Genomic DNA, 18,339 nt, shown 5'->3' with positions numbered 1-18,339 from the left:
TAGCCAATCATCTTGATTATAATTAGTAGAATCAACAATTGAAAAATCAGTTTCAATATTTTTAAAAATTGTGATTTTAGTCCAAATTCTTCCTTTAGCTAAGCCCTACTAGAATAAACAGAAAATGAGGTAAATAATCAAATCAGCATGAACCGGATTGGTGATTTTAGCGGGATCTAACTATATTATCAATGCGCCTCCATGTGGAATTTTCATATATAAAACAAAATGATAATTAAAAGAGAAAAAACAAACAGAGAATTCAATTTGCATATTATTGTTATCTTAGTCATATAAATATTCTATTCTAGGACATTTTTAAATATTATTTGAATTTATTTAAACAGATATATATACCCTATGGATTTCAAGATGGATCGCGGCGGCAAGGGAGCGAATCCCCGGGAGCATAGATAACTATGTGACCGGGGTGAGTGAGTGCAGCCAACAAAGAGGCAGCTTGAAAGATGACGGGTATAAATAAGAATAAGATACTTTGCCTTTTATAAATTCGACAAAAATCATTGCTATTAATAAAATAAACTCTAACTACCATTTACAATCTTAATAAATGATTTTATAGCTAAATTTCGGCACCTCATTAATTTATACGGTGCCGAAATTTTAAAATTATCGTTCCCAGTAAGATTCTTCCAAACTATCTTCTTTTTCGGGCAAACCACGGCTTAATCGTGGGGAATGCTGACTCAATACCTGATAGCTAACTCTGTTGGCATATTTACATACCTGAGCAAGTGATGAATATGTTAGATAAGTACGGATATGTTTACTGGAATTAGGCACATTCATTCTGTGGTGATTGTTGGCCGTTATATCATGCAGCAAAGCAGATAAAGCACCATCACCTGCCCCATTGGTATTCATGATTTTTTCTGGTCCCCCCATATAAGGTTCAATATGGGAATAAACTTTCATCGGGATTTGACAATCAGATTTACGCATAGCACGACTGAACTCATAACGGTTAAATTCAGCAATAGCACCCGGTAACAATGGATGGGTTGTCTGACGCATATAATCTTTTTCCGTATAACCTGCCATATATAATCCAGCCGGACCTGCGGTACACAAAACTAAATCGACCCAATCTAGTGCTATATCCGAAGCCAATAGTGGATCACTGAAACCAGTAAGCTCATAAGCTTCATCTTCATTCATTGCCAGAACCGAAATATTCTCAACCAGAAAATCACGCCACCATTGTGGATCATCAGCAATAACATATTTCGTCCCTAGCGTCAGAACCACAGGTACACTATGCTTTTTAGCATATTCGATAGCTTTCATGGTTGCTTCTGGCATTGGTTCTCCCGGTTTACAACGAATCAAGTAAGCAGTTAATACCAAAGCAGAAGCTTCAGCAATAATCTTCTCAGGAATACTTTCCGGTTTAAGTTGATTCATTTGCCCAGGACTGATGGCAAAAGTCCGCTCACCATTTTCCGTTACTAATGTAAAACAGCGACCAATTGCTCCGCTCACTCCCTGTAAATAGTTCAGATCAGTACGGCTAGACGTGTTACATAAGTAGCGGTAAGCATAACCGCCAATCTGAATATTACTACACATAGTACCCAGTAAGACGGAACGATCATCGGCAAGAACTGAGTAATTATGTAAAGTATTACCAATAGTGCCACCAGCAAATTCGTGGCTAATAAGATTATTATCAGTAAGTTCTTTATACAAGGTTTCAGCTACATCATCTTCAATAACTAATGAATGCCCTTGGCTAAGGTTATAGCGCTGGATAAAATCTTCATCTACTTTCGCCTCAATATCCACTAATGTCTGATCGATACCAACGATATAAGCTCGGTTATTCTCACCATCCATCATCTCTTTAATTGGCTGGAGTAAAGGATCACGCAGACTGACGGGAAAATAGTGTTTTGATTTACGTTTACCAGGGAATTTCATTTTTGATTGATGCTATAACGCCAAAAGGTGCAGCATATTAGCACAATAAAAACTGACAGGCAGCAAATGTCACTACGACATTTACTGCCAAGGAAAACTTAAGCCGCTTGCTGACGACTACGTACCATATGACGAATTAGAACAGACACCACAGCCAAGATCAGCCCAAGAAAAGCACTGCCCATTAAGATAAGTAGACGCTTCGGTGAATCTTTCGCTGTCGGCTCATAAGGAGCCTGCATATATCTAAATGGTTGGAAGTTAACTTTATCTACTTTAAGTGCTTTCAGCTCTTCTATATAGAACAAACGGTTACGTAAGTCAGCATCAATCAAGGTGGGATCTTTTATCTCCTCTGTAATTTGCAACTTACGTTGTAATGCATCAGCCCCCAAAGCAATGGAATAATCTGGATCGTCTTTGATCATTGCTCCTTCACTGGAAATAGGCTTTTTAATTCCTGCCGAATTAGCGATAGATAATGCATGTTTCAATCGCTCAATATTAGCTTCCTGTATATTATTCACACGGTTTAAATCAACGTTATACAAACCTTCAGAGTAATTAAGCTTTTGTTTTACTATATCACTTAATTCACTCTTCACCTGTTCATGGACAACAGACGACGCATAGTCAATATAGCCATTTAACAGATTATATGCATCTTCTGCGGTTTCGGCACTGAAGGTCAATTTAGTTTCACCGTTTTCATCATCTTTTTCCGCTTTTGAAGAAGATGAAATATTATCATTCACAATCTTTTCAATAAGTTTTCTTTTTGCAAATGGTGAATGATCACCTGATTCAGCCACCAGATTTTTAAAATATTCTGTATTAACCAGATATTCTTCACGCAAAACCCGTGAATTAAAATTATTTAAAAAATTATTATACAGTGACGATGAAGTTACTGATGGTTGTAAACTTAAAACCTCTAACTTAGTCAGGAGATCTCTAAGTGGTTGTATCTCTTCAAGTTGAGGCTTAACAATAGAAGCCGAACTGCTCCACTTTTGTGGCATCAAAGATGCCGCTACAAAGCCGATAACAGCAAAAAGGATAGTAATAGTGATAATCAATAACTTTGATTGAAATAAAACAGAGAATAACTCAAACAAATCAATTTCATCATCTTGTTTTGAATTGTGATAATTAAAATATTCTTCACTGAAATTAGTGCTTTTAATCGGTTTATTACTCATTATTTATATCCAAATTCAAATATGCTGTTACTAATTGATATACAAAACATCATCCCACTGGGCCTATAGGTTAATTCCCATTTACTCTGAAACAAGTATGGCAGTTCCACTAGGCTGGCATCCGTGTAGCAATATACCTTAAAAAGCCAATGAACCCTAATGATAGATTAATCCTATCACTATTCATTCCTGTTTCTGACAAACCCGTTGACCAACTCTTCAAGTAGTAAAATATGACTAGCGTTGTCGTTAAGCGCCGGAATATATTCAAATTTTTCCCCACCTGCATTAAGAAACATCTCTTTATTTAGCTGTTTTATCTCTTCCAGCGTTTCCAGACAATCAGACGAAAAACCAGGGCAAAGTACCTGAATATGTTTTATTCCCTGATTAGGTAGAGTTTGCATCGTTTGATCTACGTATGGTGTCAACCATTGCTCACGACCGAAACGTGATTGATAAGCCATCATTACCTGCTCTGCCGGATAATTAATTGCTTGCTTTAGCAATCGTGTTGTTAACTTACACTGCTCAGCATAAATATCGCCCGTATCAACAAAACGCTGCGGAATGCCATGATAGGAAAGCAATAATCTGTCTGGTTGACCATGCTTATCGAAACTCTGTTCAATAGTTTCTTTCAGTGCAGAAATATAAGCCGGATGATCAGCATAACTACGAATAAAGTGAATTCCAGGAATAGTTCGGTATTTTTGCAATACCAGACTGACACCATCAAATACAGCCGCAGATGAGGAACCAGAATATTGGGGATAAAGTGGTAAAACAATCAGCTGCTCAACATTCTGCTTAAGTAAGTTGTCAATCGCTTGTTCAAGAGATGGAGAACCGTAATTCATTCCCAGTTCAACAGGTATGTCAGCAAGTCTTTCTGCCAGTAATTTCTGTTGCCGACGGCCATGTACTAATAGAGGAGAACCTTCATCAGTCCAAATTTTCTGGTATAACTTTGCTACACGTGAGGAGCGGAAAGGCAAAACAAAACCATATAATATTGGCTTCCAGATAAATCGAGATAAATCTATGACTCTTTTATCGCTAAGAAACTCAGCTAAATAACGTCTTATAGCCGCAGTTGTCGGTTTATCAGGAGTGCCAAGATTAACTAATAAAACACCAAATTTACCGTTGTTCATTATGTCGATCCTTCATTGTTTCGCTAGTGAAAACCCTAGCATAATAAAATACAGATGAAAATCATGTTTATCTACGAAAACAATGAGGAAAAATCGACTAATTTACCTGATACAGTAAATAAATAATATAGGATAAGGCGACTTATTAGTCGCCCTCTAAGAATCATTCAGGTTGATTAATCCAAAATTTTAGATAATTCTTCACTAATCTCAGATACCTTACGAGTACCATCAATTCTAAAATATTTGGTATAATCTGCCTCTGCTTCTTTTTGATAGTAGGATACTAAAGGTGCTGTCTGCTGATGGTATTCAACTAAACGTTTACACACGATATCTTCGTGATCGTCTTTACGAACAGTCAACTCTTCACCCGTAACATCATCCTTGTTTTCCACTGCTGGCGGATTAAATTTAATGTGATAAACACGGCCAGATGGCGCATGTATACGGCGTCCAATGATACGTTCAATAATGAGTTCATCGGGAACATCGAATTCCAAGACATAATCAACATTAATACCCGCTTCTTTCATTGCATCAGCCTGGGGGATAGTACGGGGGAACCCATCCAGCAAGAAACCATTGCGGCAATCATCTTGTTTGATGCGCTCTTTGACCAAAGCAATAACCAGTTCATCAGTAACCAGCTTACCATGATCCATCAGCGCTTTTGCTTTTAAACCCAATTCTGTGCCAGCCTTAACCGCAGTACGCAACATATCACCAGTAGAAATTTGAGGTATCCCATATTTCTCCACGATAAATTGCGCCTGAGTCCCTTTACCGGCGCCCGGAGCGCCCAGCAGAATGATACGCATTGCGTAAATCCCCTTGCTAGTTAGTTTTTATATTTTGAGAAAACGAGCCACCATACCATTTAGCATGGGGTTCGCTCAAGGAAACAGGTAAACGATTTCGTGATATTTTTCTGTAAAAATAAACCACGCCCATCTCATAGGCGTGGTTTCCAATCGTCACCAAAAAATGATTAAATCAAGCTTTCTCAGACAACAATAGCTGATTCATACGGCGAATAAACTGATTTGGGTCTTCCAACGTGCCACGCTCAGCAAACAATGCCTGATCAAGCAACAGTTCAATCCAATCCGCGAATTGAACTTCATCACTGATATCAGAAGCCAGTTTTACCAACTGATGATCAGGATTCAGCTCAAAATTGTACTTAACGTCCGGCACCTGTTGACCAGCCGCAGCAAACAATTTCGCCATCTGCGTGCTCATTTCATCCACATTTGTTGTGACAATTGCTGGAGTATCAGTCAGACGGTGAGTCAATTTAACCTCTTTTACTCGATCACCAAGCAATGTTTTTACACGCTCAACAAACGGCTCCAGCTGCTTTTCAATTTCTTCCTGTTCGGCTTTGTTTTCATCTGCCAGTTTATCCAGGGATTCATCGGCTTTACTGACTGACTGGAATTTTTTACCATCAAAATCAGTGAGGTATCCCATCATCCATTCATCAATGCGATCTGACAGTAACAGAACTTCAATACCTTTCTTACGGAACAACTCCAGATGAGGACTGTTTTTCGCCGCAGCATAACTGTCTGCGGTGATGTAGTAAATCTTATCCTGACCTTCCGTCATCCTACTAACATACTCTTCCAGAGAAACTGTTTGTGCCGAGCTGTCATTATGAGTAGAAGCAAAACGTAGCAATTTAGCGATAGCTTCTTTGTTGGTACTATCCTCTGCCGGGCCTTCTTTCATTACCAGACCAAACTGTTGCCAGAATTGCTGGTACTTTTCTGCATCATCTTTCGCCAGTTTATCCAGCATCTGTAATGCACGTTTGGTCAATGCATTACGTAAATTACGGGTAATAGAATTATCTTGTAAAATTTCACGGGAAACGTTTAGCGGTAAGTCGTTGGAGTCAATCAAACCACGGACAAAGCGTAAATAGTTCGGCATAAACTGTTCCGCATCATCCATAATAAACACACGCTGGACATACAATTTCAGCCCGTGCTTATGCTCACGGTTCCACATATCCCACGGAGCCTGAGATGGAATATAGAGCATGCTAGTATATTCCTGTTTACCTTCTACGCGGTTATGGCTCCAGATCAGCGGATCAGTAAAATCATGAGAAATATGTTTGTAGAACTCTTTATACTCTTCATCTGTAATTTCAGATTTACCACGAGTCCATAAAGCTTGAGCTTTATTAATCTTCTCCCAAGTTACTGTATCCTCTTCACCCTCTTCTTCGCTCTTATTTTTGGTTTCAATTTCAACCGGCAAGGCAATATGGTCAGAGTATTTACTGATAACAGAACGCAAACGCCAGTCATTCAGGAATTCATCTTCTCCTTCACGTAAATGAAGGGTGATCTCTGTACCACGGGTTTCTTTTTCAATATCGGCAATCGTGTAATCACCTTCACCAGCAGATTCCCAGAATACGCCCTGATCAATTGAAGCGCCAGCAGCACGAGTACGTACAGTGACTTTATCAGACACAATAAATGCAGAGTAAAACCCAACACCAAACTGACCAATTAACTGGCTGTCTTTAGCCTGATCTGAACCAATAGATTCCAGAAAAGCTTTTGTTCCTGATTTAGCGATTGTTCCAAGATTATCGATAACTTCATCACGAGTCATACCAATGCCATTATCACTAATCGTAATGCTTCTCTTTTCTTTATCAAAAGAAAGACGAACGCGTAGTTCACCATCATTTTCATAAAGTTTTGGAACAGATAATGCGCGGAAACGTAATTTGTCAGCAGCATCGGAAGCGTTTGAGATTAGTTCACGAAGGAAAATCTCTTTATTGGAATAGAGTGAATGGATCATTAATTGCAGAAGTTGTTTTACTTCAGACTGAAATCCACGGGTTTCCTGACCTTTCATACTCATTTATTACCTCAATCTAAATCCAGTTCAGACAGACAAAATCAGACGATAATATGCAGATGGGGATAAATAAGTTGAATTTCAAGTTTGATTATCCAAAAGAATTATGAAGTAACTTTTGATCATAGCAGAATGAACTAAAAGGCATGCGCCACATAGAATGTAGCGCCTCAAAACCTTTACGACTTGCCCTAACCAGACTACAACACTATTCGGTCACAACTCGACAAAACCGTAAGGCATTAACAGAAGATTAATAAGTAATCTTCTGCCGCCCAGCAAGTGAATGGGACAATGTTGTACCATCTACCATCTCAAGTTCACCACCAACCGGCACACCATGAGCAATACGGCTTGCTGTTACACCATACTGAAAGCATATCTCTGCGATATAATTGGCAGTGGCCTCTCCCTCCACTGTCGGATTAGTCGCCAGAATCACCTCTGAAATCTCCTCAGTGGAGAGACGGTCCTCAAGACGATCTAAACCAATATCCATTGGACCAATGCCATCTAATGGGGATAAATGCCCCATCAATACAAAGTAACTTCCGGCAAACTGCCCAGTTTGTTCAATAGCATGAATATCCGCTGGACTTTCAACCACACAGATTTGACCATTTTGTTGACGGCGTGGATTAGCACAAATTGTGCACTGTTCCTGTTCGGTAAAAGTCCGGCAATATTTGCAGTGTCCAATTTCTGACATTGATCTGGTCAATGCCTGAGCCAAACGCATTCCACCACTGCGATCACGCTGTAGCAGATGAAAAGCCATCCGCTGTGCAGACTTAGGGCCAACCCCTGGCAAACAGCGTAATGCTTCCATCAAGGATTCAAGGAGAGGACTGGTTTGCATCAGAATGGCATCTTAAAGCCTGGTGGCAATTGCATCCCACTGGAAATGCCTGCCATTTTCTCTTTCTGTGTTTCTTCAATACGACGGGCTGCGTCATTGAATGCGGCAGCAATCAGGTCTTCCAACATCTCTTTGTCATCTTCCATCAGGCTTGGATCGATCTCAACACGACGGCAATTATGAGCGCCATTGATAGTCACTTTAACCAGACCTGCTCCCGATTCCCCCGTCACTTCTAGATTGGCGATCTCTTCTTGCATTTTCTGCATTTTGTCCTGCATTTGCTGGGCCTGTTTCATCAAATTGCCCAAACCACCTTTACCAAACATAGATTTCTCTCTTCGCTATGGCTACATCGTACAACAAGGTACAGATTGCAGCATGGTTAAATCGGTCGGATACTGTCTTCGTCCAATTCAGCATCAAATACCTGCCGCAATGTTTGAATAGTTTTATCCGCAATAATTGATTGGCGAGCTTGTGCCAATTTCTCTTCATAAATGGCTTGTCGCCACTCCAGCGGAGTTTTCTCCGCAGGATTATCATCTTCAATAATACTGCATTCAACTGTTACGCCGTACAATTCGCTTAAAGCCCCCGCTAATGACTTTTGTGCGAAAGCGGAATTAAGGTGACGCTGGCTCGAACGCAAATGTAAACGGATATTATTTTCACTAACCTGCTCTTTGAATGCATTTAATGCCAATTGCTGCACCAGTTTAGGAATTTTAAGTTTACCAACTTCTGCGGCCCATGCATCTCTCTGTTTAGATTCTTCCGTTAATTTCTCTGCCAGTTCTGGTGTTTTCTCATGTTCCAAAGCTGTTCTTAAAGCCTTTGGTGTGGCCACATGAGTTTCTGTTTTCTCCTCAATATTCTTGGCACGCCAACGGTAAGCTTCTTTTTTCTCAGGCTTGTTTTCCTGTTTTTTATCTATTGATGACTGAGGTCGCTGTCCTGACACTGCGGCAAACCGTTCCAATGCTGACGTTGCTGACTTCATCTTAACAGGCGTAGCTGATTCAGGCTTTTTTGTTGACGTTTGCTCTTGCTGTCGGGATAACACATTCCTTGCTTTCAGCAACTGCGCTGTTGGGCTTGATGCAAGCGCCTGAGGTATCTGGGGTTCCGACTGAGAAGTTCTATCCAATTGTGCCAATTCATTAATATAATTAGCAGGTGGCACATCTCCCTGATCACTATGTTTCGGCTGTGCTGTAACTGATGGTATAACCGCAGGATGTACCACCGGTGCCGCAACCTCTTCAATAACTGTTTTCGGATGAAATGCCAAGGCTCTGAACAGCGTCATTTCAACACCCATCCTGCGCTCCGGTGCATACGGTAAGTCCCTACGACCAATCAGCAAAGTTTGATAATAAAGTTGCAAATCTTCCGGTGAAACAGCTTTTGCCAATATCCGCAAACGGCCTTCAATTGATGAAGAAGCGATTTCTGGCTGAGAAGGTAACAGCTGGAGCATTGCAATACGATGCAGCAATGCAAGAATTTCTACTAGCAAATCCTCCCAATCACCCCCCCGTGAAGCAACTTGTTCCACCAATGCCATAACCTGCTGACCGTCAGCTCGAATCAATGCTTCAATAATTGATAACGGCTGTTCATCATCTAAAGTTCCTAGCATCAAGCTGACTATTTCAGTTGTCACCAAGCCTTGTCCGATAGCAATAGCCTGATCTGTCAGACTCAATGCATCACGCATGCTGCCATCAGCAGCACGAGCCAATAGCTGACGAGCGCGGTTATCACTCTCTATATGTTCAGCTTTAAGAATACGCTCAAGCTGATCGCTTATTTGACCAATATCCAGCGATTTGAGATGGAATTGCAAGCAACGGGAAAGAATAGTCACTGGCAATTTTTGCGGATCAGTCGTTGCCAGTAAAAACTTCACATGCTCAGGCGGCTCTTCCAACGTTTTCAATAATGCATTGAAACTGTGGCGGGAAAGCATATGTACTTCATCAATCAGGTAGACTTTAAAACGCCCACGAGCCGGAGCATATTGCACGTTATCTAGCAATTCACGCGTATCTTCAACTTTAGTACGGGAAGCCGCATCAATTTCAATTAAATCGACAAATCGCCCCTGTTCAATTTCAAGGCAATTAACACATTTACCGCAAGGCTTATCAGTAATACCTGTTTCACAATTTAGCCCCTTAGCAAACAAACGGGCGATCGTTGTTTTCCCAACACCTCTAGTGCCAGAAAATAAATAGGCGTGATGAAGCCGGCCATGGGCAAGACCATTAGCTAACGCAGTCAGGACATATTCCTGACCAATTACATCAGAAAATATTTGTGGGCGCCACTTACGGGCAAGTACCTGATAGCTCATTGATACCGGAAAAATCGAATACAGTTGGGTATCATGCTAACACAGCCTCACTACAGACAGCGAGGCCGATATGTTAGTAATACAAAAATAAGCAGATTAATGATCTGGGAATTCAAGTAGAGTAAAACTACTTACACCTTGTCTTTGCAGGCGCTCAACACCATCTAAGCCAAGCAAACCAATAACAAAAGCCGCTTCAGAAACCTCACCACCTAAACGACGGATTAAACGAACAGTGGCTTCAACTGTACCACCCGTAGCCAGCAAATCATCAATAACCAGCACCTTATCGTTTTCTCTTACGCTATCCTTATGCATTTCCAACGTATCAGTGCCATACTCCAGATCGTACGTTTCACTCAATGTTTCCCGAGGTAGTTTGCCCGCTTTACGAACAGGAATAAAACCAACACCAAGGCGTAACGCAACCGGGGCTCCAAACAGAAAACCGCGAGCTTCAGTGCCAACTATTTTTGTGATGCCTTTGTCCTGATATCGCTCCACCAGAAGATCAATTGTTGCCTGGTAGGCAAGAGGGTTATCCAATAAAGTGGTAATATCACGAAAAAGAACCCCTGGTTTTGGATAATCAGGAATAGTTTCAATACTGTCTTTAATAAATTGCAGTTGCTGCGCATTTGCGGTCATAATCGGTGCCAATGAGTAGAACACGAAGGTGCTAAAATCTATTCAAACTGATAGAAAAAAGCAACTAATGAACACGCACCAGCCTACTTTTTGTCGTCCCAGATTAATTTTGCTTCGCAAGGCATAACCATTTTAAGGTATAAATGAATACGCAGCCATTATTAAATTTACTCGAAAAACAGGTCGATATACTGGCGGAAGAGATAGCACCATTAGCAGACACACCATTCTCTACTGCCCGGTTTGATCAAGCTTTATTTAACCGACACAGCGATAAACTCCGTGGTTATCTACAAGAAGTTAGGCACAACATGGAACAACTCAAAGAGTGTGTGCAGGATCACCGAACCGAACAGGTCGCATTTCTGACTGAACGCTTAGTTGCCCAAATAGAAGCATTAAGGCGTGAATTGTCTACCCAGTCATTGAGAAAAAAAGAGAGCCGATTTGAACATAAACAACAAGCTACTGACCTGTACCACAAACTGGCTGAACATCAGGATTATGAACGCCGTCTGCTCGCAATGATCAATGATAGAGAGCTAAAATTGAATCAACAAACTACACTTAGTCATCAACAAAAAATACAGAAAGAAATCGCGGCATTAGCCGGAAGACTAACACGTTGCCGTCAATCTCTGACACGAATTGAAAAATCAATCGAATACAAAGAGAACATGGATTAACGATTCAGATGAGGAATACTTTATGTCAGTCGAACACGCACCACCCGAAGTTCAACTTGCTGTTGATCTGATCTATTTACTGGAATGCAATGAAATCGCTCCTGAAATCGCACTCGCCGCACTGGAAATAGTCAAACACGACTATCAAGCAAAATTAGCGAAGCAATCACAGTCGACGAAGGAATGTTGAACGATTTACTTCAAACACCTTAATAGATATCTTGATCGATACTATAAAAGATTCACGTTTGTCTTAAGTATGTGATCATACATTCATATCAATATCAGCCTTTGCTAAATTTCAAACGGCTTTATATCGTCACTCGCTCTTTCCACTATTTCGTTTAAGAAACGTTGAAGAATAATCATCCGCAGCAATTCGAGTGCAAAGCGGTTTCCATTCACAGCCTATACAAGCAGATCTTATGATCCCACGATTGAAAGCCCATCGCGCCTGTTTTAAATAGGTTTCATCAAGCCTCAGCGTATGACCTACCTCAACTGATCGGCCCATAAGAGCGCTAACTGCTTCCAAAGCTCGACTATCCCGGACAATAACACTCTCGCCAAAGCAATGAGGTTTGTCTTCTCCAAGCAAGGGAATACATATGTCATCCGGTCCTGCCACAATCAAGATATCTTCGTCCAGAATTCGAGGAATAATCCTATTGTAGTTTTCAACAAAACTAGGGGAATATCCGTTACCCGCGTAGGTAAGAATACACAAGAGGTGGTGACCTCTCAGGGATATTGTCATGAGTTACGCTCCCGAATGTGATCAAGTGTTGCATTTTTATACAATCAATGCTATATGATTGATACTGACCATCAATAGATCAATTTTTCTAATATAAAGAAAATCGGCTAGGAATCGACTATTATGTCGTCACGGTGGGTATCAAACGAGCTTGTCAAATTATCATCAGAAAGCTTGCAGGCAATCATAGATAACAAGATTCCAGCAGCGATGATAGATGATTTTGCAACGCCAAAAGAAACAGAACAACTTTCGTCTGCAATACTGAGCATGAAGGCAAAACCCTATGAATTCGGAAGGCCGGGGTTTTATTTGGGAAATACACTCGCTCATTATCGTGATCAACCAAAAGAGCAATATTTTGCTCAAGTTAGCGTAGCTGAGCAAGATCGCATCCAAATTATCAATCAAGCTTTTGATCCCGTTGATCGGTTCATGCAATACATCAATCATGATACAAATTTTAGCATTTCAGTCGCAGAAGAACCGGGGTTCGGTCCCTATTTTACCGGTATCGTTCGAATTATCTCCGGTGGCTCGGATCTACATGTAGATTACGCACCCACTTTTGCGAAAGGAAATTTAGTCGTCGGAGATATATCAACTCAGCTTGCTTGGAACCTCTATATTTTATCTCCCTCTCAGGGAGGAGAAACCGTGATCTATAACCAACCATTCAAGAATACTACCATTGATAAAATATACAAACCGTATGATAGTGCTCTATTGGTTAATTGCGAATCTTTCACTTTTCGACCTCAAGTCGGTTCAGTCGTCATTTTCAACACAACTAACCCTCATATTGTCCTGCCTGCAAGTGGCAATCGCATTGCAACAGGCTCCTTCATCGGTGTATTAAATGAGAAGAAGTTGATTTTATGGTCGTAATACATCTCAGCGAAACACTTGGGACCTGAATATGAAGAGTTCCTCTTCTTGCTCCACTGCTGCTCTATATGTCGTGACGATCATCACCGGGGGAACATCGTGGTATGCAGCAAAACTGCAATTAACTGATGTTTCACCTGTAATATCCCTGATTTATCGTTTTGGGTGTGCGTCGATACTGCTACTTCTGATTGCTGTGATTTCACGGGAAAGACTTACACACACCTGGCGCGAGCACCTCTCTTTTGCCGCACTTGGAGCATTCGGATTCGCTGTCACATTCTTGATGATTTACAAGGCTACAGCCTTGATTACTACCGGTTTAATCGCCCTTACCTACTCTTCAGTCATATTATTCAACTCCATAAATACAATTCTCTTCCTACGGCAATCGATTTCATGGTCAGTGCTGGTAGGCGCTGTAGTTGGGCTAACTGGGATAATTTTAGTCTTTAGCCCAGAATTTTTAAATAATGAATGGAATTGGACAGGATTCGGTTACGCAATCGCAGCAACCCTGACATTCTCATTTGCTAACATTTCCGCAGTTCAGTTACAGCGAAAAGGTGTCACTGTTCTGCCAATGACCGGGATTTCTATGGGATATGGCACCATATTCTTGCTCAGCTACGCCTTTTTGACCAAGCAAACGTTTGATTTTGATCTATCACCAGCCTATGCAACATCTCTATTCTATTTGATCCTGTTTCCTTCGGTAATTGGGTATACAACTTACTTTGCCGTTGTTGGTCGCTTGGGGGCTGAACGAGGAGCTTATACCATGCTTCTCGTTCCACTCGTAGCCTTAACGATCTCCAGCGTTACAGAAGGCTATCGTCCAACCATTTGGGCCATAATTGGCACAATGATGACACTCAGCGGTAACTATTGGGTAATCACCAACAAACATCAACCCACGACAAAAACTGACACTTAAGAACGCGGTTCAAGAGTGGGGTAAGCCCGACGAACCGTTTTCACAATCAAAATAACCAGTACGATTTTAATAATATCTCCCGGTATGAACCCAATTGAACCTACGGCTGCTTGCCAGGTGCTGATATTAGCAAATACGGCAATCCACGGGATACCGATTACATAAACAACCATAATTCCACCAAAGACAAGAAATACAGCTTCTTTAAAGATATTCAGTTTTACAAGATTTTTCTCATACAAATAGCCGATAACAAAAGCGGCAATCGGCCATGCCAAAATAAAGCCACCACTTGGACTGAGAAATACACTTAATCCTCCCCGCCCTCCAGACATTACCGGTAATCCAACGGAAACAAACACACAAAAGAGCAACAATGCTAATCCACCCCGTTTCGCACCAATAATGGCACCAGCAAGCATTGCTCCCATTGACTGCGCTGTTATCGGAACGCCCACAACGGGAAGTGTCAGTGGCGGAAATAAACCCAGTGCTACCGTTAAAGAGGCAAATAGTGCTATATAAACAATATCTTTGGTAGACATTTAATCCCCCTTTCTTTTCGATAAAGCCACAACCTCTGTTTTACTTGCTGCTTGATTTATTTCTGTCAAATTCTGGATCATAGGACCTCGCTTCAATAGCGGCAGAAATATCGTCTGCCATTTTGAGCATCCGCACAATAACAGGAACTGCAATTGCAATGACACTCTTATCAAGGCCCCTTGCTTTCTGCGCCTCCCGTACTTCTTCTGTAATTGACGCCAGAACAGGGATAAACCGCAAAGCAAGCGATAGAGCCAAACTCACTTTTCCAGGATTGATGCCAAGATAGTACAGCCACCCAAGACCCTTTTCCAATGCGTCGATCATATCAGAAGAGCGAGTAGTAAGAGTGACCAGCGAGGCCAGCAATAAAAGTGAGGCAAGACGAACTACCACAAGTACACCTGCGGTCCAGTGGTGTAGAAGCAATTGGACTATAAAAATAAGTGCGATGATCCATAGCGCTGGCCGTAATTGCATCCAAGCAGTTTTTAATGAGATTTTAGCTAACAAGTATAAAAGTACGATGCCCGCCAATGCCGCAACAGAAAGATCGATACGTGGAATAACGAAAAGCAATGTTCCCAAAATGACCAAAGAAATAATTTTGAGCCCAGGGCTAACTCGATGCACAAATGATGAACCAGGGTTATACCCAGATAGGCTCATAACATCATCCTTACGTATTCAGGGATAGCAATAGAGGGGATGTCATCAACAACGACACGACCCTCATCAAAAACCAGAACACGATCAAATCCCACCAGAAAATCAAGGTCATGAGAAACTACAATCACAGTTTGAGATAAGTTATCAATTGCTTCGGCAACACGGCGCTTGTTTCGTAAATCCAGCAAGGTTGTAGGCTCATCGAAAATAATGTAATCGGGCTCCATCACAAGAACACCAGAAATCGCAAGGAGTTGTTTCTGACCACCACTTAAAAGATGGGCAGGATGCTCCCTAAATTGGAGTAAATCATAGCGTGAAAGGGCCTCCTGCGTTCTTTGTCGAATCTTATCCTTGGTAAACCCGAGATTTTTCATGCCAAAAGCTAAATCTTCCTCAACGACTGGAAAAACGATCTGATTGTCAGGATTTTGAAATACGAAACCAACCTTACGTCGGATCGCTTTACCTTCCGTTCTGGTATTCAGACCATCTACCAAAACATCACCACTTTTCGGTACCAACAATCCATTAAGAAGGCGTGCGAATGTACTTTTGCCGCAACCATTACTACCTACGATGGCAATGCGTTTTTCCTTAAGCTGCAAATTTAATTCTTTCAATATTACTCGCTCGCCATAGGCATGCGTCACATTTCGTATTTCCAACATAGATGGTTATCCGTTCTCTTTCCGAATTTAATCAGCAGATAAACAAAGAGCATAAGATAATGACTTTTTGCCATTAGCCACATTGTTAGCAATTACCAAAATAGAATTCACCTTAATTTTCCTCTATATTCTGGTTCTTCATTTTTCAGTGACTTTCATATGCTCACTATATTTAAGCATATCGATAAAACTATCCACTAACGACTCGGCTTCCTTCTGAATATCAAAACTATCTGGTGCAAATAGCCAATTTTCCAACAAGCCCGTTATCAATCCTCTTAACATGATAGCCGCTCGCCGTAAATGAAGATTATAAGGAAGCTGACCTGACGCAATACAGCCGGAAAGAGATGCTTCAATACGAACATAATCTGCAACACACAGCTCCTGACGGACTTCCACCAAGGCAGACATTTCACCAACAAACTCACATTTGTGGAAAAAAATCTCCATTAATAGCCGGTTTTTCGGATCATCAGTGACCGACGTCAGGATATGGATGATTAAAGTTCTTAAAATCAGGAGTGGATTATTAGGATATTTTGCTTGATACTCTTTCTCTAATTCGTCAATCTTAGAATCTGTTATTCTACAAGCTTCGGAAAACAGGTCTACTTTATTTTTAAAGTGCCAGTAAATTGCCCCTCGGGTTACTCCAGCCGTTGTGGCAATATCTGTCAGTGAAGTAGCCGAGACACCGCGCTCAGAAAACTCTTTTATAGCTGCGTCTATAATCTGTTGCCGGGTCTCCTCAGCCTGTTGTTTAGTTTTTCGTGCCATACACTCTAATTTTAACCTAAAATGGATTTACATACATTCACGTATGTTTGTATTATAGCATGCTGTTATTAATGGAGTAATGGTTTTACGGATTGAAGGGTCAACATCTAAAAATATTGAGGTTTACTTATGCGAATAAACAGGGGAGTTTTGCCTCTGGCTACAGTACTGGTACTCTCAGGCAGCTTAGCTCTTTCAGGATGTAACGACAAAGACTCTCAGCAAGTTGCTGGGAACCAACAGGCTCCTGAAGTCGGTATCGTGACGCTGAAAACTGAACCTCTGATGGTCACGACGGAACTTCCAGGCCGAACATCAGCCTTCCGCATTGCAGAAGTTCGTCCACAAGTAAGTGGTATAATTCTGAAACGAAATTATAAAGAAGGTAGCGATGTAAAAGCAGGCACTTCTTTATATCAGATAGATCCAGCAACTTACCAAGCTGACTATGACAAAGCTAAAGCTGATTTGGCAAAAGCTCAGGCTAATGCAGAGATCGAACGCTTGACAGTGAACCGATATAAATCACTGTTAGGTACAAACTATGTTAGTCAACAGGAATTTGATAAAGCCAGTGCCGACTATGCACAAGCGAATGCTATAGTACAGGCAGCAAAAGCGGCCGTAGAGACCACCCGTATCAATTTGGCATATACCAAAGTTACAGCACCGATTAGTGGTCGTTCCGGTAAATCTACTATAACTGAAGGTGCTCTAGTTTCTGTTGGTCAACCAACAGCACTGACAACTGTTCAACAACTGGATCCGATTTATGTGGATGTCACTCAGTCAAGTGATGATTATCTGCGTCTTAAAAATGAAATCGCCAAAGGTATTGTACAGAAAGGGGACAATAAGGCTAAAGTTCACCTGATCATGGAAAATGGTAAAAACTACAGTGAAACAGGTTATTTGGAATTCTCTGATATTACTGTAGATGAAACAACGGGCTCTATCACTATCCGTGCAATATTCCCTAACCCGAATGAAGAGCTGCTTCCAGGTATGTTTGTTCGTGCAAAACTGGAAGAAGGTATTCGCCAGGATTCAATACTGGTTCCTCAGCAAGGAGTTACCCGTACACCTCGTGGTGAAGCTACTGTCATGGTGGTTGGTGCAGACGAAAAAGTCGAACCGCGCATTATCACTGCCAACCAAACTATTGGTGATAAATGGCTAGTAGCTTCCGGTCTAAAAGCAGGTGATCGGGTTATCGTTACTGGTTTGCAAAAAATTAAACCCGGCATCCCGGTTAAAGCAGAAGAAGTGGACTTAAATGCAAAATCTGCTGCGAACCAAGCTGAACCTGCGAAAAAGTCTTAATTTAGGAGTCATAGGAGTCAG

Annotated in this window: 19 protein-coding genes; 5 read left to right on the top strand and 14 right to left on the bottom strand. The window is 41.2% G+C overall.

The features are described from left to right. Positions 1-630 precede the first annotated feature (630 nt). The 9 genes from LGZ98_RS04570 to apt form a co-directional block, all read right to left on the bottom strand. Positions 631-1,941 (bottom strand): inosine/guanosine kinase, encoded by a 1,311-nt coding sequence (locus LGZ98_RS04570; RefSeq protein ID WP_113040840.1) that lies wholly within the window; start codon positions 1,939-1,941, stop codon positions 631-633. A 98-nt stretch (positions 1,942-2,039) separates the two neighbouring features. Further along, the gene (gene wzz(fepE), locus LGZ98_RS04565; protein ID WP_113040839.1) at positions 2,040-3,143 is read right to left on the bottom strand and encodes an LPS O-antigen length regulator Wzz(fepE); all 1,104 of its coding nucleotides are present in this window, start codon (positions 3,141-3,143) and stop codon (positions 2,040-2,042) included. 179 nt (positions 3,144-3,322) lie between these two features. Further along, positions 3,323-4,300 (bottom strand): ferrochelatase, encoded by a 978-nt coding sequence (hemH, locus tag LGZ98_RS04560; RefSeq protein ID WP_113040838.1) that lies wholly within the window; start codon positions 4,298-4,300, stop codon positions 3,323-3,325. A gap of 176 nt (positions 4,301-4,476) precedes the next feature. Beyond that, the gene (adk, locus tag LGZ98_RS04555; RefSeq protein ID WP_262977774.1) at positions 4,477-5,121 is read right to left on the bottom strand and encodes an adenylate kinase; all 645 of its coding nucleotides are present in this window, start codon (positions 5,119-5,121) and stop codon (positions 4,477-4,479) included. 175 nt (positions 5,122-5,296) lie between these two features. Further along, on the bottom strand, positions 5,297-7,189 hold the full coding sequence (gene htpG / locus LGZ98_RS04550; protein ID WP_262977780.1) for a molecular chaperone HtpG: 1,893 nt from the start codon (positions 7,187-7,189) through the stop codon (positions 5,297-5,299). A 256-nt stretch (positions 7,190-7,445) separates the two neighbouring features. Beyond that, on the bottom strand, positions 7,446-8,051 hold the full coding sequence (gene recR, locus LGZ98_RS04545) for a recombination mediator RecR (RefSeq protein ID WP_113040835.1): 606 nt from the start codon (positions 8,049-8,051) through the stop codon (positions 7,446-7,448). Then, complete coding sequence (locus LGZ98_RS04540; RefSeq protein ID WP_049582543.1) at positions 8,051-8,380, bottom strand: YbaB/EbfC family nucleoid-associated protein; 330 nt, start codon at positions 8,378-8,380, stop codon at positions 8,051-8,053. Before LGZ98_RS04540 ends, recR begins: the two co-directional genes overlap by 1 nt. Before the next feature lie 56 nt (positions 8,381-8,436). After that, the gene (gene dnaX, locus LGZ98_RS04535; RefSeq protein ID WP_262977773.1) at positions 8,437-10,413 is read right to left on the bottom strand and encodes a DNA polymerase III subunit gamma/tau; all 1,977 of its coding nucleotides are present in this window, start codon (positions 10,411-10,413) and stop codon (positions 8,437-8,439) included. Positions 10,414-10,509: 96 nt separating this feature from the next. Beyond that, on the bottom strand, positions 10,510-11,061 hold the full coding sequence (gene apt, locus LGZ98_RS04530; RefSeq protein WP_113040833.1) for an adenine phosphoribosyltransferase: 552 nt from the start codon (positions 11,059-11,061) through the stop codon (positions 10,510-10,512). A 143-nt stretch (positions 11,062-11,204) separates the two neighbouring features. Here apt and priC point away from each other — a divergent pair, with 143 nt between their 5' ends. Together priC and rsmS are read left to right on the top strand one after the other, a co-directional pair. Continuing rightward, positions 11,205-11,747 carry a primosomal replication protein PriC gene (priC, locus tag LGZ98_RS04525; RefSeq protein ID WP_228901741.1) on the top strand — a complete coding sequence of 181 codons (543 nt, stop codon included), beginning with the start codon at positions 11,205-11,207 and terminating at the stop codon, positions 11,745-11,747. A gap of 22 nt (positions 11,748-11,769) precedes the next feature. Further along, the gene (gene rsmS, locus LGZ98_RS04520; protein ID WP_228901742.1) at positions 11,770-11,937 is read left to right on the top strand and encodes a pleiotropic regulatory protein RsmS; all 168 of its coding nucleotides are present in this window, start codon (positions 11,770-11,772) and stop codon (positions 11,935-11,937) included. A 129-nt stretch (positions 11,938-12,066) separates the two neighbouring features. Here the strand turns inward: rsmS and LGZ98_RS04515 are convergent, their stop codons facing one another. Then, positions 12,067-12,504, bottom strand: coding sequence for a DUF1284 domain-containing protein (locus tag LGZ98_RS04515; RefSeq protein ID WP_113040831.1), 438 nt, complete (start codon positions 12,502-12,504; stop codon positions 12,067-12,069). Between the two features lie 123 nt (positions 12,505-12,627). Between LGZ98_RS04515 and LGZ98_RS04510 the strand changes: the two genes are divergently transcribed. Together LGZ98_RS04510 and LGZ98_RS04505 are read left to right on the top strand one after the other, a co-directional pair. After that, positions 12,628-13,392, top strand: coding sequence for a 2OG-Fe(II)-dependent halogenase WelO5 family protein (locus tag LGZ98_RS04510; protein WP_113040830.1), 765 nt, complete (start codon positions 12,628-12,630; stop codon positions 13,390-13,392). A gap of 31 nt (positions 13,393-13,423) precedes the next feature. Continuing rightward, positions 13,424-14,329: a DMT family transporter gene (locus LGZ98_RS04505; protein WP_113040829.1), complete on the top strand. Its 906-nt coding sequence runs from the start codon at positions 13,424-13,426 to the stop codon at positions 14,327-14,329. Here the strand turns inward: LGZ98_RS04505 and LGZ98_RS04500 are convergent. The 4 genes from LGZ98_RS04500 to acrR form a co-directional block, all read right to left on the bottom strand. Beyond that, positions 14,326-14,874, bottom strand: coding sequence for a biotin transporter BioY (locus LGZ98_RS04500; protein WP_113040828.1), 549 nt, complete (start codon positions 14,872-14,874; stop codon positions 14,326-14,328). The genes LGZ98_RS04505 and LGZ98_RS04500 overlap by 4 nt on opposite strands. Before the next feature lie 40 nt (positions 14,875-14,914). Beyond that, positions 14,915-15,544, bottom strand: coding sequence for an energy-coupling factor transporter transmembrane component T family protein (locus tag LGZ98_RS04495; protein WP_262977772.1), 630 nt, complete (start codon positions 15,542-15,544; stop codon positions 14,915-14,917). After that, positions 15,541-16,215 (bottom strand): energy-coupling factor ABC transporter ATP-binding protein, encoded by a 675-nt coding sequence (locus LGZ98_RS04490; protein ID WP_113040826.1) that lies wholly within the window; start codon positions 16,213-16,215, stop codon positions 15,541-15,543. The genes LGZ98_RS04495 and LGZ98_RS04490 overlap by 4 nt, the downstream gene beginning before the upstream one ends. 138 nt (positions 16,216-16,353) lie before the next feature. Then, entirely contained in the window at positions 16,354-16,995 is a 642-nt protein-coding gene (gene acrR / locus LGZ98_RS04485) for a multidrug efflux transporter transcriptional repressor AcrR (RefSeq protein WP_113040825.1), read from the bottom strand. A 129-nt stretch (positions 16,996-17,124) separates the two neighbouring features. Here acrR and LGZ98_RS04480 point away from each other — a divergent pair, with 129 nt between their 5' ends. Then, a complete protein-coding gene (locus LGZ98_RS04480) occupies positions 17,125-18,318 on the top strand; it encodes an efflux RND transporter periplasmic adaptor subunit (RefSeq protein WP_113040824.1) in 1,194 nt (397 codons plus the stop codon). Positions 18,319-18,339 lie beyond the last annotated feature (21 nt).

This window comes from Photorhabdus kayaii (assembly GCF_025384895.1).
In the GTDB taxonomy this organism is placed as follows: domain Bacteria; phylum Pseudomonadota; class Gammaproteobacteria; order Enterobacterales; family Enterobacteriaceae; genus Photorhabdus; species Photorhabdus kayaii.
The sequence above is the reverse complement of the archived record's forward strand: the minus strand, read 5'-3'. Positions and strand labels throughout refer to the sequence as shown.